Origin of the sequence: Nonomuraea sp. NPDC049625 (genome assembly GCF_040675285.1) — a bacterium.
In the GTDB taxonomy this organism is placed as follows: Bacteria; Actinomycetota; Actinomycetes; order Streptosporangiales; family Streptosporangiaceae; genus Nonomuraea; species Nonomuraea angiospora_A.
On the sequence record NZ_JBFAOQ010000002.1, the window covers coordinates 1,284,815 to 1,308,024 of the forward strand.

The 23,210-nt window shown below is 72.2% G+C and carries 19 protein-coding genes; 10 read left to right on the forward strand and 9 right to left on the reverse strand.

Going from position 1 to position 23,210, the window contains the following annotated elements; genetic code table 11:
- Positions 1–82: 82 nt before the first annotated feature.
- Positions 83–889 (forward strand): ion transporter, encoded by an 807-nt coding sequence (locus AB0J87_RS13285; protein ID WP_363964933.1) that lies wholly within the window; start codon positions 83–85, stop codon positions 887–889.
- An 18-nt stretch (positions 890–907) separates the two neighbouring features.
- Here AB0J87_RS13285 and AB0J87_RS13290 read toward each other — a convergent pair whose 3' ends face one another.
- Positions 908–1,180 carry a GlsB/YeaQ/YmgE family stress response membrane protein gene (locus tag AB0J87_RS13290; RefSeq protein WP_350737993.1) on the reverse strand — a complete coding sequence of 91 codons (273 nt, stop codon included), beginning with the start codon at positions 1,178–1,180 and terminating at the stop codon, positions 908–910.
- A 195-nt stretch (positions 1,181–1,375) separates the two neighbouring features.
- On the opposite strand from AB0J87_RS13290, the gene AB0J87_RS13295 reads away from it, so the two are divergent.
- Positions 1,376–1,972, forward strand: coding sequence for a DUF305 domain-containing protein (locus AB0J87_RS13295; protein WP_363964935.1), 597 nt, complete (start codon positions 1,376–1,378; stop codon positions 1,970–1,972).
- Between the two features lie 243 nt (positions 1,973–2,215).
- Positions 2,216–3,022: an isocitrate lyase/phosphoenolpyruvate mutase family protein gene (locus AB0J87_RS13300; protein WP_363964937.1), complete on the forward strand. Its 807-nt coding sequence runs from the start codon at positions 2,216–2,218 to the stop codon at positions 3,020–3,022.
- 36 nt (positions 3,023–3,058) lie between these two features.
- Here the strand turns inward: AB0J87_RS13300 and AB0J87_RS13305 are convergent, their stop codons facing one another.
- The 3 genes from AB0J87_RS13305 to AB0J87_RS13315 all read right to left on the reverse strand — a co-directional run bounded on the left by AB0J87_RS13305 (position 3,059) and on the right by AB0J87_RS13315 (position 7,152).
- Positions 3,059–4,723 carry a VanW family protein gene (locus tag AB0J87_RS13305; RefSeq protein ID WP_363964939.1) on the reverse strand — a complete coding sequence of 555 codons (1,665 nt, stop codon included), beginning with the start codon at positions 4,721–4,723 and terminating at the stop codon, positions 3,059–3,061.
- 193 nt (positions 4,724–4,916) lie between these two features.
- Positions 4,917–5,912 carry a pyridoxamine 5'-phosphate oxidase family protein gene (locus AB0J87_RS13310; protein WP_363964941.1) on the reverse strand — a complete coding sequence of 332 codons (996 nt, stop codon included), beginning with the start codon at positions 5,910–5,912 and terminating at the stop codon, positions 4,917–4,919.
- A gap of 124 nt (positions 5,913–6,036) precedes the next feature.
- Complete coding sequence (locus tag AB0J87_RS13315; protein ID WP_363964943.1) at positions 6,037–7,152, reverse strand: glycosyl hydrolase 53 family protein; 1,116 nt, start codon at positions 7,150–7,152, stop codon at positions 6,037–6,039.
- Between the two features lie 269 nt (positions 7,153–7,421).
- Between AB0J87_RS13315 and AB0J87_RS13320 the strand changes: the two genes are divergently transcribed.
- Genes AB0J87_RS13320 through AB0J87_RS13335 form a run of 4 tightly spaced genes read left to right on the forward strand, consistent with a single transcriptional unit; the run spans position 7,422 to position 10,550 of the window.
- Positions 7,422–8,474 carry an aromatic ring-hydroxylating dioxygenase subunit alpha gene (locus AB0J87_RS13320; RefSeq protein WP_363964945.1) on the forward strand — a complete coding sequence of 351 codons (1,053 nt, stop codon included), beginning with the start codon at positions 7,422–7,424 and terminating at the stop codon, positions 8,472–8,474.
- Between the two features lie 20 nt (positions 8,475–8,494).
- Positions 8,495–8,809, forward strand: coding sequence for a hypothetical protein (locus AB0J87_RS13325; RefSeq protein WP_363964947.1), 315 nt, complete (start codon positions 8,495–8,497; stop codon positions 8,807–8,809).
- The gene (locus AB0J87_RS13330; RefSeq protein ID WP_363964949.1) at positions 8,806–9,753 is read left to right on the forward strand and encodes a PDR/VanB family oxidoreductase; all 948 of its coding nucleotides are present in this window, start codon (positions 8,806–8,808) and stop codon (positions 9,751–9,753) included. Before AB0J87_RS13325 ends, AB0J87_RS13330 begins: the two co-directional genes overlap by 4 nt.
- A gap of 14 nt (positions 9,754–9,767) precedes the next feature.
- Positions 9,768–10,550 (forward strand): IclR family transcriptional regulator, encoded by a 783-nt coding sequence (locus AB0J87_RS13335; protein ID WP_363964951.1) that lies wholly within the window; start codon positions 9,768–9,770, stop codon positions 10,548–10,550.
- Positions 10,551–10,611: 61 nt separating this feature from the next.
- On the opposite strand, the gene AB0J87_RS13340 is transcribed toward AB0J87_RS13335, so the two are convergent.
- Both AB0J87_RS13340 and AB0J87_RS13345 read right to left on the reverse strand, forming a co-directional pair.
- Entirely contained in the window at positions 10,612–11,466 is an 855-nt protein-coding gene (locus AB0J87_RS13340; RefSeq protein ID WP_363964953.1) for an aldo/keto reductase, read from the reverse strand.
- Between the two features lie 45 nt (positions 11,467–11,511).
- Positions 11,512–12,357: a PP2C family protein-serine/threonine phosphatase gene (locus AB0J87_RS13345; RefSeq protein ID WP_363964955.1), complete on the reverse strand. Its 846-nt coding sequence runs from the start codon at positions 12,355–12,357 to the stop codon at positions 11,512–11,514.
- A gap of 250 nt (positions 12,358–12,607) precedes the next feature.
- Here AB0J87_RS13345 and AB0J87_RS13350 point away from each other — a divergent pair, with 250 nt between their 5' ends.
- Together AB0J87_RS13350 and AB0J87_RS13355 are read left to right on the forward strand one after the other, a co-directional pair.
- Complete coding sequence (locus AB0J87_RS13350) at positions 12,608–13,411, forward strand: SAM-dependent methyltransferase (RefSeq protein ID WP_363964957.1); 804 nt, start codon at positions 12,608–12,610, stop codon at positions 13,409–13,411.
- A 2-nt stretch (positions 13,412–13,413) separates the two neighbouring features.
- Complete coding sequence (locus AB0J87_RS13355) at positions 13,414–13,902, forward strand: hypothetical protein (protein WP_363964959.1); 489 nt, start codon at positions 13,414–13,416, stop codon at positions 13,900–13,902.
- A gap of 88 nt (positions 13,903–13,990) precedes the next feature.
- Here the strand turns inward: AB0J87_RS13355 and AB0J87_RS13360 are convergent, their stop codons facing one another.
- Entirely contained in the window at positions 13,991–17,965 is a 3,975-nt protein-coding gene (locus AB0J87_RS13360) for a S8 family serine peptidase (protein ID WP_363964961.1), read from the reverse strand.
- 154 nt (positions 17,966–18,119) lie between these two features.
- Between AB0J87_RS13360 and AB0J87_RS13365 the strand changes: the two genes are divergently transcribed.
- Entirely contained in the window at positions 18,120–19,094 is a 975-nt protein-coding gene (locus tag AB0J87_RS13365; protein WP_363964963.1) for a helix-turn-helix domain-containing protein, read from the forward strand.
- A 9-nt stretch (positions 19,095–19,103) separates the two neighbouring features.
- On the opposite strand, the gene AB0J87_RS13370 is transcribed toward AB0J87_RS13365, so the two are convergent.
- Both AB0J87_RS13370 and AB0J87_RS13375 read right to left on the reverse strand, forming a co-directional pair.
- A complete protein-coding gene (locus AB0J87_RS13370; protein ID WP_363964965.1) occupies positions 19,104–19,640 on the reverse strand; it encodes a GNAT family N-acetyltransferase in 537 nt (178 codons plus the stop codon).
- Positions 19,641–19,691: 51 nt separating this feature from the next.
- Positions 19,692–23,180 (reverse strand): WD40 repeat domain-containing serine/threonine protein kinase, encoded by a 3,489-nt coding sequence (locus tag AB0J87_RS13375; RefSeq protein ID WP_363964967.1) that lies wholly within the window; start codon positions 23,178–23,180, stop codon positions 19,692–19,694.
- Positions 23,181–23,210: the final 30 nt, after the last annotated feature.

The following is a 23,210-nucleotide window of genomic DNA, read 5'->3' on the forward strand; positions in this document are numbered from 1 at the left end:
GGACCTCCGGCCCAGCCGGCGCGGGCGCCGCGGCCCACTACGATGATCAATAATTGTGGTCGTCACCTGGGGGCGGTAGAAGTTGTCAGGGCCAGAACGCGTTCGTGCCGTCCTGGAGAGCAAGTTCGTGCAGCGCGGCGTCATCGCCGTGATCGTCATCAACGCGATCACCATCGGATGCGAGACGAGCGCGGACCTGATGGCGCAGGTCGGCGGGCTGCTGCACGCCGTCGACCGGATCGCGCTGGCGATCTTCACGGTCGAGATCGCCGCCCGCCTGTACGCCTACCGCAAGTCGTTCTTCGCCGACCCGTGGAACTGGTTCGACGCCGCGATCGTGGGCATCGCGCTCGTCCCGGCCTCCGGGCCCACGTCGGTGCTGCGATCGCTGCGCATCCTGCGGGCGCTGCGGCTGGTCTCGGCGGTGCCCAGCATGCGGCGCGTGGTGGGCGCGCTGCTGACCGCCATGCCCGGGATGGCCTCCATCATCGGCCTGCTGGTGCTGATGATCTACATCGCGGCGGTGATCTCCACGAAGCTGTTCGGGGAGCTCGTGCCCGACCGCTTCGCCGACCTGCCGCGCTCGCTGTTCACCCTGTTCCAGATCATGACCGGCGACGACTGGGGCAACGTCGCGCAGGAGGTGATGGAGCACAAGCCGTGGGCGTGGGTCTTCTTCATCGTCTACATCCTGATGTCCACCTTCGTCGCGCTGAACCTGTTCATCGCGGTGGTGGTCAACGCCATGCACGAGACGGAGCCGTCCCCCGCGGAGACCCGCGCGCAGGCGGAGCTGGAAGAGGTGAAGCAGGAGCTGGCGGCGGTCAACGCCAAGCTCGACCAGCTGCTGACGCGCGAGCCCGCGCCCGCGGGCGGCAAGGGCCCCTGACGGGGACGGCTGCCGCCGCTACCTTCGCCGCTTGCCGCCGTAGAGGCCGACCGTCAGCGAGACGCCGAGGGCCGCCAGGGCGACCTGGATGGCGAGCTCGATCCAGTCGACGCCGCCGGTCTCGGCGACGCCCAGAACGGAGGCGATCGCGGTGCCGACGAGCGCCGCGACGACGCCGATCGCGATCGTCAGCCAGATGGGGATGCGCTGCCGCCCCGGGATGACCAGCCGCCCGAGGGCGCCGATCACGATGCCGATGATGAGTCCGGAAATGATGCCGGTGATCGCCATGCTGAACTCCCCGACGCTCGGTGGTCCGTCTGCCCCGCACAACGAACGCGCTCCACGGCCGGTTCCTGACGCTCCCAGCACGGTAGCAACGGCCCTTCCCGGGGAACATATGGCCAGGTCAGCCCCGCGTAGACGGCTTGGGCTGACGTGCTGAAATCGGGGGGTTCAGCGGCGATGACCATAAAACCAGCGGCAGTGCACGGCGTCTCACTGGCCACGTCCTTGGCGGTGGGGGCGTTCGCCCTCGCCGCCTGCGGCAGTAGCCCGGCGCGGCGGGACACGACCATGATGTCCGGAGCCGTGCCGGTCGCGACGGCGAGCGCTCAGTCGAAACCCGCTTTCGACGACGCCGACGTGATGTTCGCGCAGATGATGATCGCGCACCACCAGGAAGCCATCGAGATGGCCGAGCTGGCCACGACGCGGGCAACGTACGAGGAGACCAAAGAACTGGCGGAGAAGATCAAGTCCGGGCAGCAGCCGGAGATCGAGACCCTGCAGGGCTGGTTGAAGGAGTGGGGCAAGACCACGCCGATCAGCGAGGCGGGGCACGAGGCGGCGGCCGGCATATCCGACGCGAACATCAAGACACTGCTGGACGCCCGGGGCTCGGCCTTCGACAAGGAGTTCCTCACGATGATGGCCGATCATCACGAGGAGGCGATCGCCATGGCGCGGGTCGAGCGGAAGCACGGGAAGAGTTCGAAGGCGAAGAAGCTGGCCGATCGGATCATGAAGGAACAGCAGGCCCAGGTGACGCAGATGAAGAAGCTCCTCGCCCGGATTCCATGACGCGAGGGTCTCGACCGGGCGGGAGGTCACGGGTGACCGGCCTCGCGTCCGGGCGGGGGACGCTGGTCGGGGCGCGCGACGGGGGAGTTGCCCGTCAGTCGCGCCCTGACTGTTTCCGAGGTCGCGTGCGCTCTGGTGGGCAGCGGCACGGTCACAGCGGGATGTCCGGATATGGCCGGACCTGAGCCTGCGGCACGGAAGATCCTTTGGTGTCCGTAGAGCTGCTTTGCCAAGGAGATCCGCATGACGCCGACCACGGTCACCCAGGCCGCCCGGTTCAGAGACCTGCACGAGGGCACGGTCCTCGTGCTCCCCAACGCCTGGGACGCCGCCTCCGCCGCCCTGATCGAGGCCGCGGGCGCGCGGGCGATCGCGACGACCAGCGCCGGGGTGTCCTGGGCCAACGGGGCGCCGGACGCGGAAGGGCTCGGCCGGGAGCGGATGGTGGCCGCCGTCTCCGCCATCGTGGCGGCCGTGACGGTGCCGGTCACCGCCGACATCGAGGGCGGGTACGGCGACGTCGCGGGCACCGTTCGCGCGGTGATCGAGGCCGGCGCGGTCGGCGTCAACCTCGAGGATTCCCCCGGCCCCGACGGCGCGCCGCTGCTGTCACCCGCGGACCAGGCCCGGCGCATCGCCGCGGCGCGGGCGGCGGCCGACGCCGCGGGGGTCGAGCTGTTCGTCAACGCCCGTACCGACGTCTACCTGGCCGGTGCTCCGGGGGACCGGCTCGCCGAGGTCGAGGAGCGGGCGCGGGTCTACGCCGAGGCCGGGGCCGACGGGCTGTTCGTGCCGGGCCTGCTGGACCTGGACGCCATCGCCCGCCTGGCCGGCGGGCCGCTGCCGCTGAACGTGATGGCCGGGCCCGGAGCCCCGCCGGTGCAGCGGCTGGCGGCGGCCGGCGTGGCGCGGGTCAGCGTCGGCTCGGCGATCGCCCAGGCCGCCTACGCGTGCGCCGCGCGGGCGGCCGCCGAACTGCTCGGCGGCGGCACGTACGCGACGCTCGACGGCGGCCTCGACTACGGCGGCCTCAACGCCCTTCTCCGATGACGACACCGCCCTCGCCCGCGCTCACCGGTCCCGAGGTCACTTCTCGCAGGTGAGGCGGGGTTCGGCGTCGTAGACGGTGTGGAAGCGCTGCTTGCGCAGGACCTTGCCGTCCTTCTTGAAGATGCGCCACACGTCGATGGCGAAGCCCTCCGAGCCGTCCATGGGGATGCACTCGTCCCCCTTCTCGCTGAGGGTCTCGACGGGCTTGACGTTGTAGCGGTCGGAGCTCTGCGACTCGATGTCGTAGCGCTTGGTGCTCCAGAACTGCACGGTGACCGAGGTGCTCGTGTACGAGGTCTTGATCAGGACGCCGTGGCGGGAGTCGTTGCGCCAGCGGAAGTCCGGCTGGGGGAAGGAGACCGTGGACTCGCGCCCGGCCGGGTAGCGGGAGATGTAGTACTGGTGGGCCCGGTGCTGGACGTCCTGGAAGCCGCCGAAGAAGACGGCGTTGAACATGGTGGTGGCGAACTGGGAGACCCCGCCGCCGACGTCGTTGACGAACCGGTTGTTGAGGATCATCGGTGCCTCGACGAAACCGCGGGCCTTGTCGCGCTTGCCGACCACGTCGTTGAGGGAGAACGTCTCCCCGGGCTGCACCACGTAGCCGTCCACGATGTCGGCGATGGTGTGGATGTTGGTCACGCGGGGCGCGCAGCACGGGTGCTGGGTGGTGAACGAGCTGACCTGCTCCTTGACGCCGAGCTTGGCCGCCTCGGCCGTGGTCACCCGGGGCTGCCGGGCCGTGGCGGGCAGGTCGACGCGGCGGCTGCCCGCCGCGACGGCCTCGGCGATGGCCGGGCCGAGCGTCTTGATGTCGGCGCCGTGGCCGGCCTTGGAGGGGACGACCTTCGGCTTGCCCTTGACGATCGTGAAGGAGGCGTCCTTGGGCGGCGTGATCAGCAGCGACTTGGCCATGTCCGCGGCGATCTTGCCGGCGTCGTACGACGGGCGCAGGCCGTTCTTGCCGTCGGGGACGAAGCGGAGACCGGCGGCCAGCTGCTCCCTGGACACGGTGGCCTGCTTGCCGCCGCTGGCCAGCGTGAGCGGGGAGGCGATCGCGGTGCGCGCCGTGGCGGAGGCGACCTCCTTGACCTGGGCGGCGGTGAGCGCGGGAGGCGTCACCTGGAGCTTCAGCTCGACGGAACTGCGCCCGGCCGCGAAGGCCGCCCGCACCGCCTGGGCCGCTCCGTCGCGGTCCAGCGCGCGTCCGGGCTTGGGCAGGACCGTGCGCGGCTCCAGCCCCTGGTAGCGGACGCCGCCCTGCACCGGCTTGGTGTCCACGCTCTTGGCCAGGCCGGCGAGCCCGGCGGCCAGCCGCTGCTCGTCCACGATGACCCGGGGCGGGAGCTGCCGGCTGCCGAAGAGGGAGCGGGCGATGCCGGCCGGGGTGGCGGCCCCGGCCATCGCGGCCTCGATGGTGGCCCGGGCGTCGAAGTCCAGCCCCAGCTCGGCGGGCGTGAGCTGGACCCGCTTGCCGCCCGCGACCAGCGTCATCGGCTGCCGTACGCGCTGGGCCAGCTGCCGGTCGAGGTGGGAGCGGGCGGCCTCGGGCGCCAGCCCGCCGATGTCCACGCCGTCCACGCGCGTGCCCGGGGGAACCTTGCCGGAGAGCGAGATGGCGGGCACGGCGTAGCCGAGCACCGCGACCAGGACGACGGCGGCGGTGATGATGAGCACGCGCCGCGAGCGAGGGGCGCTCACGACGGCGCCCGAGTGTGCATGAGGCCCGGGTGCGGGCCGCCGGCCGGGAGGGGCCCGGATCCGGTAACTGTGATGTCCATTTGGTCTTGGATACGGCTGGCGACCCGTTCAGAGTTCTCCGCCGACCTGACCTGCGATGATGCCCGGGGGTCGCGCATAGTGACGGAGTGTACTAGCAGATGTAGTAGGCGCGTCACCGGCGGACGGCGGGCACCGGCTGGTCACGGCGGGCGGCCTCCGCCCTGACCCGCTTCCGCAGCTCCTTCGCGTGCCGGACGAACGACCACGTACGGCCCACCGCACCGCCGGCCAGGCTCCAGTCGTTCAGCGCCCGTTCCACCTCGACCTCCAGCAGGTCGCCCGAGCCCGTCGTCGATCCCAGCAGCACGACGTTCTCCTGCCCTCCGGTCCCCGAGGACCGGTGGAACGTCAGGCACACCGGCCCCGGCGAGCCCGTCACCCCGGCGGGCAGCAGCACCTCGAACCCCCGCCTGGTGCGGACGACCGAGCGGGCACGCACCGTCACCGGCAGGCCGTCGGCCACCATCGAGACGACGGGGGCGCCGAGCCCCATCGCCCGCGCGGCGTAGGGCCGCCAGTCCACCGGCGGCGCCGACCGGCTCGGCAGCCGGGGCCCCGACGGCGCCAGGTCGGACCGGGGGAAGCTCGTCCCGCCCGGGCAGGTCCAGGTGCGGGGCGCGGAGGAGAGGTCGCCCTCCGGCCACCAGGTGACGCGTTCGGGGGTCACCTCCACGTAGACGCGGGCGAAATACCAGGTCAGCCCCCTGAGCAGGAACAGCGGCGCGTCGGCGAGCCCGCTCCCGGCCTTGGCCGGCGCCTCGCGAACGTACCGGTCGGTGTTGGCCTGCAGGTCGGCGTCGCGTACGGCGGCCCGCCCCTGGACGAGCACCACGGGCGCCCGGTCGAGGCCGCTGCCCGCCGGGTCGGAGTACAGCAGCGCCACGCGCGGGTCACGGCGGGCGCGTTCGGCCTTGTCGGGGTAGGACAGGCCGGTCGTGACGTCGAGCGTCCCGCCCTTGCCGACGTACGGCGTGACCGGCCAGGTCACCGGGCGGCCGGCCCGGGTCAGCGAGGTGTACTCGCACACGGACGAGCGCTCGAACACCTGCCGCACCTCCGCGGGCAGGACCCCGCCCGCAGGGGCTGTGGTCGTGAAGCCTGTGATCATCGCCTGTCTCCCTTCCGTCCTCCGGAGACAGTGTGCGGAAGGCTTCTCCTGAACGTCTTGGCGCTCACTTGCGGACGTCTTGGACCCCGGCTCGACGCCGTATCGAGCCGGGGAGCGGGTCAGGCTAGGGGGTCCATCTGATGCCGGGGTTGACGCCGCCGGTCCAGTTGAAGGTGGCCATGTTGTCCCACTGGTCGCCGGTGCCGTTGATGTTGGCCGGGTCCCAGCCGTTGCCCTGGATGGCGTACCAGGTCGGCTCCCAGTAGAAGACGCCGATCGCCCCCGCGTTGCGGGCGGTGTTCTGGACGGCGGTGAAGTTGCTCGCCTGCCCCGCCCAGGTGGCCGGGTAGCCGGAGCACGGCGCCGAGCCGTTGATCGCGTTCGGCTCGCTGTCGGCGTTGTTCGCGGTGAACGGGTAGGCGGTCTCCGCCACGATGACGGGCTTGCCGTAACGGGTCCGCACGTCGTTGATCACGCTGGACAGGGTGGACTGCGAGCCGTGCCACATGCAGTAGTACGACAGGGCGGTGATGTCCCACGGCACGCCCTTGGCGCGGATCCCGTCGTAGAACCAGCGGGCGTTCGCGAGGCTGTCGGCGTCCGCGGTGTGGATGATCACCTGGGTGCCGCTGTTGCACGCCTTGGTCGCGTTGTAGCCGGCTTTGAGCAGCAGGCTGAGGTTGGTGAAGTCGTTGTTGATGACCTTGCCGTCGTTCCAGAGCATGCCGACGTTGATCTCGTTGCCGATCTGCACGCTGTCCGGCGTGGTGCCCTGCGCCTTGAGGCTGGTGCAGATGTCGTACGTGTAGTTGGAGACGTCCGTCTGGAGCTGGGCGATGCCGTGACTGGCCCACGCCGCCGGCTTGAACTGCTTGCCCGGGTCGGCCCAGGTGTCCGAGTAGTGGAAGTCGATCATCAGGCCGAGGCCCTTGGCCTTGACCGTCCTGGCGTAGGCCAGCACCTTCGCCTTGTTGTTGTAGCCGCCGGCCGGGTTGTTCCAGATGCGCAGCCGGGCGTAGTTGACTCCGGCGCCGATGAGGATGTCCAGCGGGTCGGCGGCCGTCCCGGAGGCGTTGTAGTACTTGGCCCCCAGGTCCAGGCTCCGCTGGAGGGAGGAGATGTCGGCGCCGCGCATGCTCAGCGTGGCGGCCTGGACGGGCGTCGCCGGCGCGACCGCGATCAGCGCCGCGAGTGTCAGCAGGAGGGTGACCCGGATCCTTCGTAAGTGGTACGTGGTCATGATCGGTCCCGTTGATAGAGCCGAATTCCGGACTGTGTGCACGTTCACGGACGCATGTGGCGACGAGCTGGCCGAAAAATGCGCCTTTGGGGGGCGAAAGCGGCCTTATGCATACTGTGAACGTTCACAGACTGCTTGAGCATGAGGATAAAGAAGAATCCGGCACTCGGGAAGAGCGAGTTTTCCGGCATCCGGGAATCGTTGTTCCGCGCTCCGGGCGGCCGAGCCACCATCGTTCCCACCGGCCGCCGCACCACGAAGGAGTCGCCGTGTCGAGCATCCCCCGCGATCAGTGGTACGTCGCCGCGTACGGGCGAGAGATCGGCCAGGAGCTGTTCACCCGCACCATATGCGGCGAGTCCATCCTGTTCTGGCGCACCCGCGCCGGGACCGTCACCGCCATGTCCGACCGCTGCGTGCACCGCCGGTTCCCGCTGTCGCAGCCGCCCAGCCGGCTCGTCGAGGACCAGGTGGTCTGCGGGTATCACGGCTTCACCTACGGCGCCGACGGCGCCTGCGTCGCCGTCCCCGGCCAGACCAGGGTGCCGCGTACCGCCCGGTTGAAGAGCTACCCGGTCGTCGAGCTGGACTCCTTCGTCTGGGTCTGGATCGGCGACCCCGCCCTGGCCGACGCGGCCCGCATCCCGCGCGCGCCCTGGCTGGACTCGCCCGAGTACACGACGGTGTCGGGGATGGAGCCGCTCCAGGCGCGGTTCGGGCTGCTGGTGGACAACCTCATGGACCTGTCGCACGAGACGTACCTGCACGGCGGGTACATCGGCACCCCCGAGGTGGCCGCCACCCCGATCACCACCACGGTGGACGAGGAGGCCGGGATCGTGCACGTCAGCCGCCACATGGACGACGCCGAATGCCCGCCGTTCTACGCCAAGTCCACCGGGCTGACCGGCCGCATCATGCGCTGGCAGGACATCGAGTACACCCCGCCGTGCCTGTACAAGCTGCACTCCCGCATCGCCCCGCTCGGCGTGCTGCCCTACGCCGGCGGCGGCGACCCGGACGCCTTCCACGTCGAGGTCGTGTACGCGATCACGCCCGAGACCGAGCACTCCACGCACGACTTCTGGGCGGTGGCCCGCGACTTCGCCCTGGACGACCAGGGCGTGTCCGACTTCCTGGCCGAACAGAACCGCACGGTGGTGCTGCAGGACGTGGCCGCGCTCGACGTGCTGGAACGGGTGATCGCGACCGAGCCGGCGGGCTACCAGGAGCTGTCGATCAACATCGACACGGGCGGGCTGGCGGCCCGGCGCATGCTGGCCGGACTGGCGGGGCAGGGCGCCCCGGCCCGGCAGGCGTGACGGGCATGGAGCCCGGACGCGTGCCCACCCGGCGTGGGCTGCTCCGCGTGGTGTGGCTGCCGGGGAGCGACCTGCTCCAGGGCACCTGCCACTGCGGCGCCGTACACGTCGCCGACGGGCCCGTCGAGGTCTGGGAATGGCTCCTCGGCCACCCGACCGGCCACAACACCCCCACGAACCCGCCGCCACCCGACGCCCCCACCGGAACGGCGCGAACCGACGCCGGGGCGGCGCGAACCGACGCCGGGGCGGCGCGAACCGACGCCGGGATGGCGCGAAGCGACGCCGGGGCGGCGCGTCCGGACGCCCTGTCGGGGACGGGAGCCGCCCGATGAGCGCTGAGCGCAAGCTGGTCGTGCAGGCTCGCGACCCGGTCGCCGACGGGGTCGTCGCGCTCGACCTGCGCGACCCGGCAGGCGCCGAGCTGCCCGCGTGGGAGCCCGGCGCGCACATCGACCTGGTGCTCGGCGGCGACCGCGTCCGCCAGTACTCGCTGTGCGGCGACCCGGCCGACCGCACGACCTGGCGCGTCGCCGTGCTGCGCGAGCCGGACGGCCGGGGCGGCTCGGCGTACGTGCACGAGGATCTCCACCCGGGCGCGACGGTCCTCGCCCGAGGCCCGCGCAACCACTTCCCGCTCCACCCGGCGCCCCGCTACCTGTTCGTCGCCGGAGGCATCGGCATCACGCCCATCCTGCCGATGGTGCGGGCCGCCGACGCCGCCGGCGCCCGGTGGCACCTGGCTTACGGCGGCCGTACGGCGGGCTCGATGGCGTTCGGCCGCGACCTCGAAGCCGCGTACGGAGACCGGGTGGAGCTGCGCCCGCAGGACGAGCACGGCCTGCTCGACCTCGACGCCCTCCTGGCGCGGGCCACCCCGGACACCCTCGTGTACTGCTGCGGCCCCGCCCCGCTGCTGGCGGCCGTCGAGAGCCGCTGCGCGGACCGGCCGTCCGGCACGCTGCACGTGGAGCGCTTCGAGCCCAAGGAGGCGGCCGACCCCGTACGGACGGAGTCCTTCGAGGTCGAACTGGCCGTCACCGGCGTCACCCTCACCGTGCCCCCGGACCGCTCGATCCTCGACGTCGTGCTGGAGGCCGGCGTGCAGGTCCTATCCTCGTGCCATGAGGGGACGTGCGGCACCTGCGAGACCGCGGTGCTGGCCGGCGCGGTCGAGCACCGTGACTCCCTCCTCACCTCCGAGGAGCGGGCGGTGAACGACACCATGTTCGTCTGCGTCTCCCGCGCCGCCTGCCCCAAGCTGGTCCTCGAACTCTGACCAGGGAGCCGCCGATGCAGATCCCAGCCCCCAGGCAAGCGGCCGAACGCACCGGCCCGGTCGTGGCCCGCGCGCTGCAGATCCTCGGCGCGTTCACGCCCGACCGGCGCTCGCTCACCCTCAGCGAGCTGTCCCGGCACTCCCGCCTGCCGGTCTCCACGGTGCACCGGCTGGCCGCCGAGCTGCTGGCCTGGGGCGCGCTCGAACGGGATCCGGCCGGGTGCTACCACATCGGCCTGCGCCTGTGGGAGATCGGCTCGCTGGCCCCGCGCGGTCTGGGCCTGCGCGAGGCCGCGCTCCCGTACCTGGAGGACCTGTCCCAGGTCACCCGCGAGAACGTGCAGCTGGCCGTCCGGGAGGGCGCCGAGGTGGTGTTCGTCGAACGGATCGCCGGGAGCAAGGCCGTCCCCGTGCTGACCCGGGTCGGCGGCCGCTTCGCGCTCACGGCCACGGGCGTCGGCCTGGTGCTGCTCGCGTACGCGCCGGCCGAGGTGCAGGAGCAGGTCGTGGCCGGCCCCATGACCCGCTACACCGAACGGACCATGACCACCCCGCGGCAGATCCGCGCCGCGCTCGCCGACACCCGTGCCCGCGGTTACGCCGTCAGCGACCGGCAGGTCACCATGGACGCCCTGTCGGTCGCGGCGCCGATCCACGACGCCCGGGGCGACGTCGTGGCCGCGGTGTCCCTCGTGGTCCACCACGGCAGCACGTCGCCCCACGCGCTCGCCCCGCTCCTGCGCACCAGCGCCCGCGCCATCTCCCGCGCGCTGCCGCCGTCCACCCGAGGCTCGTGACGGGCCCGGTCACGCTCGGGTCGTGACGGGCCCGGTCACTTTCGGATGGTGACGGCTGAGGTCAGCCGAGGCGGGCCAGCTCCTCCTCGGTGAGCTCCAGGCCGGCGGCGCCGATGGAGTCGAGGATCGTCTCCGGCCGGCTGGCGCCGGGGATGGGGATGACGACCGGGCTGCGGGCCAGCTCCCAGGCGAGGCAGACCTGCTGGGGGGACACGCCGCGCGCCTCGGCGATCTCGGTGAAGGCGTCGCGCCGGCTCAGCTCCCCGGTACGGCCGATGCCGCCCAGCGGCGACCAGGGCAGGAACGCCAGGCCGAGCTCGGCGCAGACGTCGATCTCGGGCTCGCTGGAGCGGAAGCGCGGAGAATACTCGTTCTGCACGCTCACCAGGCGCTCACCCAGGATGTCGTGGGCGAGCCTGATCTGCTCCGGATCGGCGTTCGAGATGCCGGCCATCTGGATCTTGCCGGCGTCGTGCAGGTCCTTCAGCGCGCCGATGGTCTCCGCGTACGGCACCTTCGGGTCGGGCCGGTGGTGCTGGTAGAGGCCGATGCTCTCCACGCCGAGGGCCTTGAGCGAGCGCTCGCAGGCCTCCTTGAGGTACGACGGGTCGCCGTTCACGGACCAGCCGCCCCCGGCGACGCGGGTGTGGCCGCCCTTGGTCGCGACCAGCACCGTGTCGGCGTCACCGCCCCAGCGGGCCAGCGCGAGGGCGACCAGGCGCTCGTTGTGGCCGACGTCGTCGTGCGAAGGCGTGTAGGCGTCTGCCGTGTCGATCAGGGTGACACCGGCCTCCAGGGCCGCGAGCAGGGTGCGGATCGACTGGTCCTCGTCGGGCATGTGCCCGGCCACCGACATGGGCATGGCGCCGAGCCCGACGGCCCCGACCTGGCGGTTTCCGATGGTGCGCGTTCGCATGGCGTTGTGCATGGGTCCACCCTGCCTGCTGGAGCGCGCTCCAGGTCAACCTTCGCGCGCCGGCGTCCAGCGCATGGCCAGGAGCAGGGTGTCGTCGCTGTGCAGCACCTCGCGGCGCATCATCCGTACGAGGGTGTCGGTCAGCTCGTCCACCGGCAGGTCCCGGTGCCGGCCCGCCAGCTCGGCCAGCTCGTCCAGCCCCGCGTTGAGGTCGCGCCGGGCCTCCACCAGCCCGTCGGTGTAGAACAGCACCAGCGTGCCGGGCCCCAGCCACCGCTCGGCCACGTGGTCGCTGCCCGGATCCGGGTAGCCGAGGCCGCGCCCCCACGCCTCCAGGTACGTCGCCGGCTCGCCGGGCGCCACGATCAGCGGTGGCGGGTGGCCGCCGGTGGCCACCCGGAGCACGCCGGTACGGGGGTCGAAGCGGGCCACCAGTACGGTGCCGGCCAGATCGGGGTAGACCGGCTGCAGGATGGCCGCGGCGCGCTCCACGACGTTCTCCAGCGGCAGCCCGGCCAGGGAGAGCACGCGGATGGCGTGGATGATGTTGAGCGCGGCGCGGGTGCTGGTCACGCCGTGGCCGGCCGCGTCCACCACGACCACGTGCAGCTCGCCGCCCGGCATGATCACGACGTCGTAGAGGTCGCCGCCGGTCGGCGCGTCGTCCTCGGAGGAGGAGTAGTAGACCGCCAGCCGCGCCTGCTCCACGTGCGGGATCGGCGGGCGCAGGGCGTCCTCCAGCTCGCGGAAGATCGCCCGGTGGGCCCGCCTGAGCCGTACGTCGCGCTCCTCCAGCTCCGCGACCAGGGCCAGCACGTCCTGGCGGGCGTCGGCCAGCTCGCCCTCCAGCGTGCGGATCCGCCGCAGCGGCTCATCGGGGACGGACTTCACACCGCCCCCCGCCCATGCCGAGGCTGCTCGACCACCAGCCCCCCTGTCCGTAGCAGTCGCGGGCCAGCTCGCTCACCGCGGTGATCAGCTTAGACCGGGAGGCCGGGCCGAAGCCGTCTTCCGGGGCCGCGGCGCGTACGGCGTGCCGCGCGGCGAAGCAGACGGCTGGCGACAATGCGGTGATAAGCGCATTTGTCGGTCCGGATCCGCCCTATGATCCTGATGATCGACTCCGTGAGGAAGGGCACCTGTGGGCGAGAAGTCGGATGAGTGGAAGAGCGCGATCGACACGACCAGGCCCAGCATCGCCAGGGCCTATGACGTCGTCCTGCACGGCAAGGACAACTTCGAGGTCGATCGCGCTTTCGTCGCGGAGATCGTCAAGGTCATCCCGGAGATCTACGACGTGGCGGCCTACAACCGCCAGATCCTGGACCGCGGCGTCCGTTTCATGATCGACCAGGGCATCACGCAGTTCATCGACCTCGGTTCGGGGCTGCCGACCGTGGAGAACACCCACCAGGTCGCGCAGCGCGCGAACCCGGAGGCGCGCGTGGTCTACGTCGACAACGACCCGATGGTGCTGGCCCACGGCCGGGCCCTCCTGGCCGAGAACGAGCGCACCGCGGTGGTCACCTCGGACCTGCGCGACCCGGTGGCGATCCTCGGCGACGAGGCCGTCAAGCAGCTCATCGACTTCGACCGCCCGGTCGGCGTGATGCTGGTCGGCATCCTGCACCACCTGCACGACGACGAGGACCCGCAGGGGATCGTCGATGCGTACATGGCCGCCGTCCCGCCGGGCAGCTACCTCTTCATCACCCACTTCTGCGACTCGAGCCAGGAGTCCCGCGACGCGGAGAAGCAGTACCTCGCGCTCCTCGGCACCGGCAGGTTCCGCACCGTCGCGGAGATCACCGGATTCTTCGAGGGGTTCGAGCTGGTGGAGCCGGGCGTCGTGCCGCTGCCGTTGTGGCGTCCGGAGGTGGACGTCCCCGAGGAGCTGACCGTGGGCCAGCGCCTCATGTTCGGCGGCATCGCGCGCAAGCCCTGATCGTGTCGTCGCGCCGGGGCACCGAGCCGAGCCGGGCGGCCATCGACCTGGCCCGGCGGCAGGGCGCGGCTCCCGAGCTGATGTACGTGGTGGACCTGCCCGGGTACGAAGTGTCCGAGCAGTCGGTCGGCGTGATCAACGACGACGGTTTCGGCGCGGTCTACACCTCGCCCGACGGCAAGCGGGTGGAGCTGCGGATCGACCGCGGGCCGTACGTGCGCACGGGCACGTGCGAGCGTGACGGCGGCGGCTGGTACGTCGTGAACGGCGGCGAGCAGGAGTACGTCGCCGTGCGCAAGGACCACCACATCCGGCTGATCTGCCCGGTCGGCCAGGTGGACCGGGCGGTGCTGAAGCGGGCCGCGCAGGGCGCCCGCCCGGCGACCGGCACGGGCCCGCCTGCTCCCTCGCCACCGGCCCCGGTGGAGCGCGGCGATCTGCCCCGGAACGGCGACGCCGCTCCCATCCGGCGGAGAGGGCCCGGCGGCTGAGAGGGGGGGCCAGGGCGTCCCGGCCCCGCTCCCGCGGTCACTTCACGAGGTAGCGGGGGCCAGGGTGTCCCGGCCCCCGCTACCGCCCTCACTTCACGAGGTAGGCGTCGGACAGGATCTGCTGGACGGAGTTGCCGTCCTTGTCCTGCGCCTCGACCTTGATCGAGATGCTGCCGGGGCCCTTGGGGTTGAGCGCCAGCACCTTGCCGCCGGGCAGCACCGTGGCCCGGGTCCAGTGCGCGCCCTTGTCACCGGAGATCCAGGCCGCCCGCAGCGACGACGAGCGGCCGCCCTCGGTCCTGACGGTGAAGGCGAACGGCCGGCCGCCCTGGACCGTGTCGTTCTCCGGCAGGCCGAGCTCGTACCGCAGCCGGATCATCGGCACCTGCGCGCAGGGCTGCTTGTCCTCCCACAGCACGGAGTCCAGACAGGGGTAGGGGTTGCTGTCGCCCGTGGGGCGGGCGGAGCGGAACGTCCAGCTGGTCTCGACACCGGTGCCGGCGTGCTTCCCGGGGAACGCGTCCTTCCACGAACTCGTCAGCCGATACGTGCCGGACCCGGCGGGGACGCCGTAGTAGGGCACACCCAGGTCGTCGTACTGCGGCTTGACCTCGGCGGCGCCGCTGAACAGCCGGAGCTCCTCGGTCCCCGGCGCGCCCTGGTACATGTGGCTCGGGTCGGAGGCGTCGGAGTAGTAGCCGAAGCCGATCGGGCTGAGCGCGCGCAGCCGCAGCCGGTCGCCCTGGCGGCAGCCGTCGCAGTAGATGATGGGGGTGACCCAGTCCGGCAGGCCGGCGCCGGCCGCGAACTGCGAGGGCATGATGGCCTCGTTCCAGTCCTCCCGCTCCTTGGTCGCGCGGTTGAAGCCGCGGGCCGAAGCGGCGAAGCGCGCGCCGCCCGAGGCAGGGTCGATGAAGGTGAACTCACGCTCCCACAGCACGTCCCGGCCGGGCGCGTTGTAGTACTCGGTCCTCGCCGTGGGCCCGGCGAAGGCATGCGAGCCGCGGATGCTGAAGCGCTGCTCGGGGTTGTAGGTGTGGTTGACCTCGGTGAAGTTCGTGTACGGGCCCCACGGGCCGGGCTGGGGGGCGAACCGGGCGTGGTAGGTGGTGTCGATCTCGGTGAGGTCGCGCGCCTTCGGGGCGAAGCTCAGCTTGCCCGCCGTGGTCCCCTTCACGTAGTAGGCCAGCTTGTACTCGAACGGGGTGGTCGGCGTGACGCGCAGGGCGGCGCTCGGGTACGGCTTGCGGGCCAGGGCCTTGCCGAGCCGGTCCGCCTCGCCGCTGTCGATCCACAGCACCGGGATCTTGTTGTGGTCCGTGTAGTGCGAGTCGCTGAGCAGCCAGGCGAACCGGTCGCTGGTGACCACGCCGGCGGCCCCCACCTTGATCGCCAGGTCCACGTCGGCCGTGAAGAGGTCGAGCGAGTCCCTGGCCGGGAGGTAGACGAGCTTGCCGCGCGCGTCCGCGCCGCCGCGCAGGTCGTCGCCCGTGGTCAGGCTCAGGCGCTGGTCGGCGGCGAACTTCGGCACCAGCGGGTCGTGCTCGCTGACGTAGTGCGGGTTGAGCCGGAGCCCCGGCACGGCCAGCTCGACCTCGGGCGCCCGGCGGATCTGGTCGAACAGCACCGTGGAGGTGCCCACCGTGGGCGCCTTGCGCACCGGCGTGACCCAGAACCTGCCCCGGTTCACGGGCTCGTAGCTGAGGAGCGACGCGCCCGCGTACATCTGGCCCGAGGCGGTCGTGCGGGCGACCATCAGGTTCATGAACACCGGCTCCGACGTGCGCGGCGTGGTCACCTGGATCTGCTCGAGCTCGGTCGCGTCCAGGGTCACCGTGGTGTCGCCGTCGAGCTTGATCTCGGGGGCGAGCAGTGTGGCGTACTGGATCTGCCGGTCCGGCCTGGTGTACCACCAGGGCATGTCGCCGATGGAGTAGACGCCGCCGTGCGCGAGCTTGAGCTCGGTCTCCACCGTGCCGGGCGTGTCGGTGGTCCGCCAGTTCGCGGTGGCCGTGGTCATCGGCTCGCCCTGGAGGAGCGGGTCGGTGTCGCTGACCCGGAGGGCGGTCACGACCCCCGGGTTGAGTGTCCATTCCGGCTTTCCGACCAGCTTGACGCGTACGGTGTCCAGCTTGGCGCCCTTGTGGAGGGCGATCGGCGCGGTCAACCGGGTCGTGCCCGCGGTGGCCGTCAGGCGGCCCTCGTACCAGCCGGGGTCGCCGAGCGTGGGCTCGATGGTGAGGTCCGCGCTCGCGGTGCCGCCCGCGGGGACGGTCAGCGACGACGGGGTGAGCGTGGCCATCCCGGCGGGCGGCTGGGCGTCACCACGCTTGAGCGTCATCGACAGGGCCAGCGTGACGGGGTCCTTGCCGGTGTTGCGGAAGGTCACCTTCCTGGCCAGCGTCTGGCCGGTGTACGGGTCGGTGAACCCCGCGTGCACCGTCGCCAGGTCGTCGAAGACCTGCTGGGTGACGGCCTGCCCGATGTCCAGCCGGCCCGAGCCCTGGTCGTAGACCGTGCCGTCGGTCGGCTTCGCGGTGCCCGTCAGCGCGGTCTTGAGCTGCTCGGGCGTCCAGTCGGGGTGCTGGACGGCGAGGATTGCGGCGGAGGCGGCCACGTGCGGGGCGGCCATCGAGGTGCCGGACGCCGCGGTGTAGTTGTCGTCGATCGGGCCGCCGCCCGGGACGCTGCTGCCCTCGCCCAGCGAGGTGCCCGCCGCGCGCGCGGCGATGATGTTCACGCCGGGCGCGGTGATCTCCGGCTTGATCGCGAAGTCCTCGCTCAGGCGCGGGCCGCGGCTGGAGAACGAAGCGATCTTGTCGGCCGAGTCCACCGCGCCGACGGTGAGTGCCGAGGTCGCCGCGCCGGGGGAGGCGATGGTGTACCGGCCGGGGCCCGAGTTGCCCGCGGCGACCACGAACAGCGTGCCGTACTCGGCGGTCAGCTCGTTGGCCGCCTGGCTCAGCGGGTCGGTGCCGTCGGTCGGGTTGCTGCTGCCCAGGCTCATGTTGACCACCCGGACGCGCTCGGTGGCCGCCTGCCACTGCATCGCCGCGATGATCTCGGAGTTGTTGCCGCTGCCCGTGTCGTCCAGGGCCTTGGCGATGGTCAGCTTGGTGCCGGGGGCGACGCCCTTGTACTTGCCGCCGGAGGCGGCGCCGCTGCCGGCGATGATCGACGCCACGTGGGTGCCGTGACCGACCCGGTCGGTGACCTCGTCGGGGTTGCCGCCGCCCGGCATGCCGGCCGGGACGAAGTTGCGGGACGCGACGATCCTGCCCTGCAGGTCGGGATGCGCCAGGTCGATGCCGCTGTCGATGATGCCGACCTTGGCGCCCGTGCCGTCGTAGCCGGCCGCCCAGGCCGCGGGGGCGCCGATCTGCGGGTTGCTGACGTCGTCGAGCGCCTTGGCCTTGCCGTCGAGCCACACCTTGCGCAGGCCGCTCGTCAGGGCCCTGGCATCGTTCCGGCCCCCTCCCAGGGACTGCCAGAACGCGGCGGCCTGCTTCTTGTCCACCTTGATCGCGGCGCCGTCGATGCTCTCCAGCACCATCGGCTCAGTGCCGCCCTTCAGCGACCTGGCCTTGCCCGCCAGGTCGGCGGCCTTGGTCTGCGGCTGGTACTGGACGATGAGCGGCAGCTGCGCGGTCTTGGCGTCGCCGTAGCCGTTGGCCGCCAGGTAGTCGACGTTGAACAGCTCCTTGTCCAGCAGGCCCCCGCTGACGTAAGGGGCGGCGTCAGCGGGGATCACGTAGTAGCCGTGGTCGTCCTGCTGGGCCTGGTACGTCCGCGCCTCCGCACCCTCGACGGGCTCCAGCGTGGCCGAGGCGCGGCCCGAGGCGTCCTTCGCGTAGGTGACGGTGTCCCCGGTGATCAGCGTGATCTTGACCGCCGGCAGGCCGGTCACCGGCGCGTTCGCCCTCGTGGCCGCCCCCGTGGTCGCCGTCGTGGTCGCCGTCGTGACGGTCGCCGCGACGGCCGCCTGCGGGACCGCGGCGAGCGGCGCCGCGAGTAAGGACGCGAATAAGGCCACGAGTCCGCGGCGCCGGGGGGTGGACAGCATACGCACACCTTTCTCCAGACCTGGGAAACGCCGGAGATCGTTTCCTCGCTGACCTAATCTGGGATTGAGTCAGGGCACAAGTCCGCCGAACGGGCCAAAACCCGCCAGGTGGCGGTAACCCGCCATCCCTGCGGCGGGAGGAAGGGCGTCGCCGATGCTCAAAGCGATCGGCCTGTCACCGGCAGAGAGCCGCCTGTACGCGACGCTCGTCGAGAACCCGCGATCATCCGCCGCCGAACTCGCCACCCACTGCGGCGTCTCGACGCCCCTGGCGGCCCGGACGCTGGCGGCCTTCGCGCGGCGCGGCCTGGCCAGCAGGTTGCCGGGCCGCCGCGCCCGTTACGTCGCCGTCGCCCCCGACATCGCCTTCAGGCCGCTGCTCACCCGCCAGGAGGAGGAGCTCCACCAGGTGCGCACGGCCATCCACGAGCTCACCACGTCGTTCCACCTGGCCTCCCGCTACGCGGCGCACCCGGCCGAGCAGGTCGAGGTCGTCACGGGGACCGACAACATCATCAGCAGGGCGTACGCGCTCCAGGACAGCGCGCAGACCATGTTCCGCAACATCGACAAGCCCCCGTACGTCATGCGCGGCCACGCCGACAACGTCGAGCGCGAGCGGCGCATGCTCAGGTCGGGCATCGACTACCGCAGCGTGTACGACCTGGAGTCGCTGGCGCTGCCCGGCAAGCTGCGGCTCGTCCAGGACTCCGTGGCCCACGGCGAGAAGGCCCGCGTGGTGGCCGGGGCGGCGGCCAAGATGTGGATCGCCGACGACGCGCTCGCGCTGATCCCCATCCGCAACGGGGCGTACTCCATCGACGCGGCGTTCATCCTGCACCGGTCCGCCCTGCTCGACGCGCTGATCGCGCTGTTCGAGCTCGAGTGGCGGCGGGGGTTCCCGCTGCGCGGGGAGCCCCGGCCCGCCGCCGGCCCCGGCGAGCCCGACGAGCCGACCAGGGACCTGCTCGCGCTGCTCGCGGGCGGCCTGACGGACGAGGCCATCGCGCGGGCGCTGGGGCTCGGGCTGCGCACCGTTCAGCGCCGCATCCACGCCGTCATGCAGGAGCTGAACGCCATCACCCGCTTCCAGGCGGGGCTGGCGGCCCGGGAGCGCGGCTGGATCTAGACCCGGGCATCACGCGTCCGGACGGGTCAGGGTGAAGACCGACGCCCGCGACTGCGGGTAGAAGCCGGCCGGCAGCGGGCCTGCCTCCCGCCACCCGAGCCTGCGGTAGAGGCCGGCGGCGGGCGCGCCGGGGTCGGTGATGAGCCAGGCGGAGGGCCGGTCGGCGGTCATCCCGTCGAGCAGCCGCGCGCCGATCCCCTGGCCCTGGTGGCCGGGGTGGACGAAGAGCTCGACGACCTCGAAGGCGCCGCGGGTCAGCGCGGTCGCCGCGGGCAGGCCGAAGGCCGTGACGAGGGCGTCATAGACGCGGTTGCCGCTCAGCTCGTCCGGGGTCGGCCAGCCGTAGCAGACGCCGGTGAGCCGGTCGGCGTCATCGGTCGTGGTCAGCGCGCTGAAACCCGGTTTGGCGGCGCCTGCGGCGAGCTTGGCGGGGTAGCGGCCGAGCTGCTCGGGAGTCTCCGACCACGGCGGGGCGGCGTAGCAACGCTGGTAGAGGTCGATGATCTGGGCGGATATCGCGGTGATGCCAGGTCCGTCGTGATGCATACGCGAAGCCTAATTGCGAGTAGTTCGCAAGAGCAATAGGCGTGCACTCTGTCACCGGGCCGCGCACACGTCCTGGTACGGCACGTCCGGGAGGTACCGGTCCCATTCGGCGGGCGTGAGCGTGCGACCCGCCCGCGCGCACACCTTCCCGATCATCAGCGCGTCGCCGACGGGCACCTCGCGCACGGCCCCGGCCTCCAGGCCGTCCTGCATGCCGACGTACAGGACGCTCCCGTCGGCGCCGAAGGCCATGGACGAGGGGGCGAACTCCCCGACCCGGTACGAGCTGCCGAGCCGGCGCCTGGACCGGACGTCCCAGAGCTCGAGCACGCCCTCGTCGGTGGACGTGGCGAGGGTCCTGCCGTCCGGCGAGAAGACGATGACGTCGCTGGCGCCGGCGGCGCGGGGCAGGACGGGACGCAGCGGGGTCGGGCCCTTGACGTCCCACAGCCCGATCCGGTGGGTGGCGGACTCCTGGACGGCCAGGAGCCCGTCACGGCTGACGGCCAGCGTGCCGGCGTCGCCGAGCCCGGAGCCGACGGCCTTGCCGGTCATCACGTCGACGAGCCTGCCGTCCCCCGAGACGAACACCTGCCGTCCCGGAAGGAAGGGGCCGATGCTCAGCCGGGTCTTGTACGCGGCCACCGCGCGGCCGTCGGCGGCGTCCAGCACGACCACGCTCATCAACGGACTCTCGCCCAGCAGGAGGGTGATGGCGATCCTGCGCCCGTCGGGGGTGAAGTTGACGTACGCCGGCTGGTAGTCGCCTTCCCCCACCCGCTTGGACCAGAGTTTCCTCCTGCTCGCCAGGTCCCACAGGGTGATCGTGCGGTCCATGCCGGCGACGGCCAGCCTGGTGCCGGCGTCGTCCATGCCCAGGATGGACCCTTCCTCCCCGACACGCAGGCGGCCCGCCTCCTTACGCGTCCGCAGGTCGAACACGCTCAGCTCGGCACCGTTCGTCCAGGACACCGCCCAGTGGGCGTCGCGGCTGAGCGTCGGGGTGTCGGGCACGGCGACGGACGGGGTGCGCGGCACGAGGTCCACGCTGATGACGGTGTCGTCGACGAGGTAACGCAGCGTCCTGCCGTCGGGGTCGAAGCGGACGTCGCCGAACTCGCCCTCGGCGCGGTAGCGCAGGACGGTCCGCTGGTCGCTGATCCGCATGACCTCCAGGTCGCGGCCGTAGAAGCCGGCGATGTAGCGCCCGTCGGCGCTGAACCGGAGCCGTCCGGAGTCGTGGCAGATCCCGCAGTTCAGCGTTTCCTTCAGCTTGTGCGGGCGCCCGGTGACGGCGTCCACTAGGACGATGTCGCCCGCGACGTCGGAGCAGGCCAGGGTCTTTCCGTCCGCGCTGTAGGCCGCCAGGACGTGGTTCCTCACGCAGGCGGGGAAGGGGCGCTCGGTGGTCCAGCCGGGCAGGCCGATCTGGTCGAACCGGTAGCCGGGAAGCAGCAGGTGTCTCCCCGTCGGATCCACGAGCGGCGCGGGGGTCTGCGCCATCGTCCGGTCCGCGTAGACCAGCCGGCCGAACTGCTTCCCGGTGGTCACGTCGATGAGGAAGGGGACGTCGTCGGCCATGGTGACGACGAGCGTCGTCTCGTGCTCGCCGAACACGACGCCGTAGCCGCCGTTCCCGGTCGGCTCAAGAGATCTGCGCACCAGCGTCCTGCCGGTCTTCAGGTCCCAGACGCCGAGCTCGTCCGAGGTGGTCTGGGCGAGCAGGCGCCCGCTGCGGCTGAGCGCGGGGCCCTGGATGATCGTCCCGCGCAGGGTCATGCCGGGCCAGCTCGCCGTCCGCCTGCCGGTGCGCACGTCGTAGACGTTGACGCCGCCCTCGCTGAAGCTGACCAGCGTGCGCCCGTCGCGGCTCAGCGTCCGCCGGCCCATGCCCTTGACCGGGGGGTCGCGGAAGGCGGCCGTCTCCAGTTGCTGGAGCGAGCCCATCAGGCTGGAGCGGGCCTCCGGCTGCGGCGAGACCCGGTACGCGGCCACGCTGAGCAGCATCGCGAGGCCCGGATCGGCGGTGCGCATGCGGTCGGACTCGGCCGCCACCTGCTTGGCGGTCAGGATGTCGAGCCGCTCGACAGCCTGCCGGCGCTGCCACACGGCCAGCCCGCCCGCCACCAGCGCCACCGCCAGCAGCCCGGCCAGCGCCGACGTGACCAGCGTCCTGCGCCGGCTGCGCCTCCTGGTCAGCTCGGTGCCCGCACGCAGGAAATCGCGCTCGAACGGGGTCAGCGTCAGGTGCCTGCGGCCGGTCGCCGCCCAGCTCAGCGCCTGCTCCAGGCGGCTGCCCTGCAGCACGTCGCCGTCGCGCCGGCCGTGCTCCTCCCAGTGCCGCGCCGCCGCGTTGATCTCGTCCAGCATCGCCAGCCCGGCGCGCTCGGCCTCCATCCACGTCCGCAGGCGCGGCCAGGCCCGCACCAGGCCGGGACGCGCCAGCGCCACCGACCCGTCCCTGGTGGTGACCACGTACGAGAACGCCTCCAGGATCCGCTGGACGGCCGCCGCCTCGTGGTCCGGCCGGCCGCCGAACAACTCCTCGTGGCCGGCCCGCCGCAGCGTCTCCTGGCCCTCGGCGTTCACCGCCACCAGTCGCAGGAACACCTCGGCCGCCAGGTCGCGCGCCTCCGGGCCGAGCGAGCCGTAGGCGTCCTCGGCGATCGCGCCCAGCGCGGGGTCGTCCCGGTCGGGCGCCCGCATCCCCCCGGCGCGGCGGCTGCCGGCCGCCAGCAGCCCGCCCACGTCGGACCCGTCGCCGCTGACCAGCGCCAGCAGCAGGTCGCGGGCGGACGGCCGGGCCCGCGGATCCTTCTCCAGCGCGGCCTCGATCAGCGTGGCCAGCCCCGGGGGCAGCGCGCTCACGTCGGGGTGGTGCGTCAGCACGCGGTGCATGACGCCGCCCAGGTTCTCGCCGCCGAAGGCGTCCTGCCCGGTGGCCGCGAACACCATGATCGCGCCCCACGCGAAGACGTCGGCCGCCGTCCCCGCCCGCTGCCCGGTCAGCACCTCGGGCGCCATGTAACCGGGCGTTCCGGCCAGCTCGCCGGTCCTGGTCAGCGACATCTCCACCGTCCTGGCGATGCCGAAGTCGATCACGCGCGGCCCGTCCGGGCCGAGCAGCACGTTGTCCGGCTTCAGGTCGCGGTGGACGACGCCCGCCTCGTGGATCGCGGTGAGCGCCGTGGCCACCGCCGTCGCCAGCCGATGCAGGTCGTCGCCGGTGAAGCGCCGCCCCTCCCGTACCGCCTCGCGCAGGCTCGGGCCCGGCACGTACTCCGAGACCAGGTACGGTTTGCCGCCGTCGAGATCGGCCGCCAGCAGCCGGGCGGTGCAGAACGAGGCCACCCGCTCCGCCGCGGCCGCCTCCTTGGCGAAGCGCCCGCGATCGCCCGCCGCGTGCAGCACCTTCACCGCCACCCGCCGCCCGTCGGGGTCGTAGGCGTCGTAGACGACCCCCTGACCTCCCGCGCCGAGCCGCCCGGCCAGCCAGTAGTCCCCGATCTGCTGCGGATCCCCCGCGATCAGCGCCTCCACGGCGGGTTAGATGCCCCCGGATCCGCCAAA

Bases quoted from the DNA above. Each gene is read 5' to 3' on its own strand.
- AB0J87_RS13370 (WP_363964965.1), bottom strand. From the start codon at position 19,640: ATGCATCACGACGGACCTGGCATCACCGCGATATCCGCCCAGATCATC.
- AB0J87_RS13330 (WP_363964949.1), top strand. From the start codon at position 8,806: ATGAGCGCTGAGCGCAAGCTGGTCGTGCAGGCTCGCGACCCGGTCGCC.
- AB0J87_RS13290 (WP_350737993.1), bottom strand. From the start codon at position 1,180: ATGGCGATCACCGGCATCATTTCCGGACTCATCATCGGCATCGTGATC.
- AB0J87_RS13365 (WP_363964963.1), top strand. From the start codon at position 18,120: ATGCTCAAAGCGATCGGCCTGTCACCGGCAGAGAGCCGCCTGTACGCG.
- AB0J87_RS13310 (WP_363964941.1), bottom strand. From the start codon at position 5,912: ATGATCACAGGCTTCACGACCACAGCCCCTGCGGGCGGGGTCCTGCCC.
- AB0J87_RS13315 (WP_363964943.1), bottom strand. From the start codon at position 7,152: ATGACCACGTACCACTTACGAAGGATCCGGGTCACCCTCCTGCTGACA.
- AB0J87_RS13340 (WP_363964953.1), bottom strand. From the start codon at position 11,466: ATGCGAACGCGCACCATCGGAAACCGCCAGGTCGGGGCCGTCGGGCTC.
- AB0J87_RS13335 (WP_363964951.1), top strand. From the start codon at position 9,768: ATGCAGATCCCAGCCCCCAGGCAAGCGGCCGAACGCACCGGCCCGGTC.
- AB0J87_RS13300 (WP_363964937.1), top strand. From the start codon at position 2,216: ATGACGCCGACCACGGTCACCCAGGCCGCCCGGTTCAGAGACCTGCAC.
- AB0J87_RS13360 (WP_363964961.1), bottom strand. From the start codon at position 17,965: ATGCTGTCCACCCCCCGGCGCCGCGGACTCGTGGCCTTATTCGCGTCC.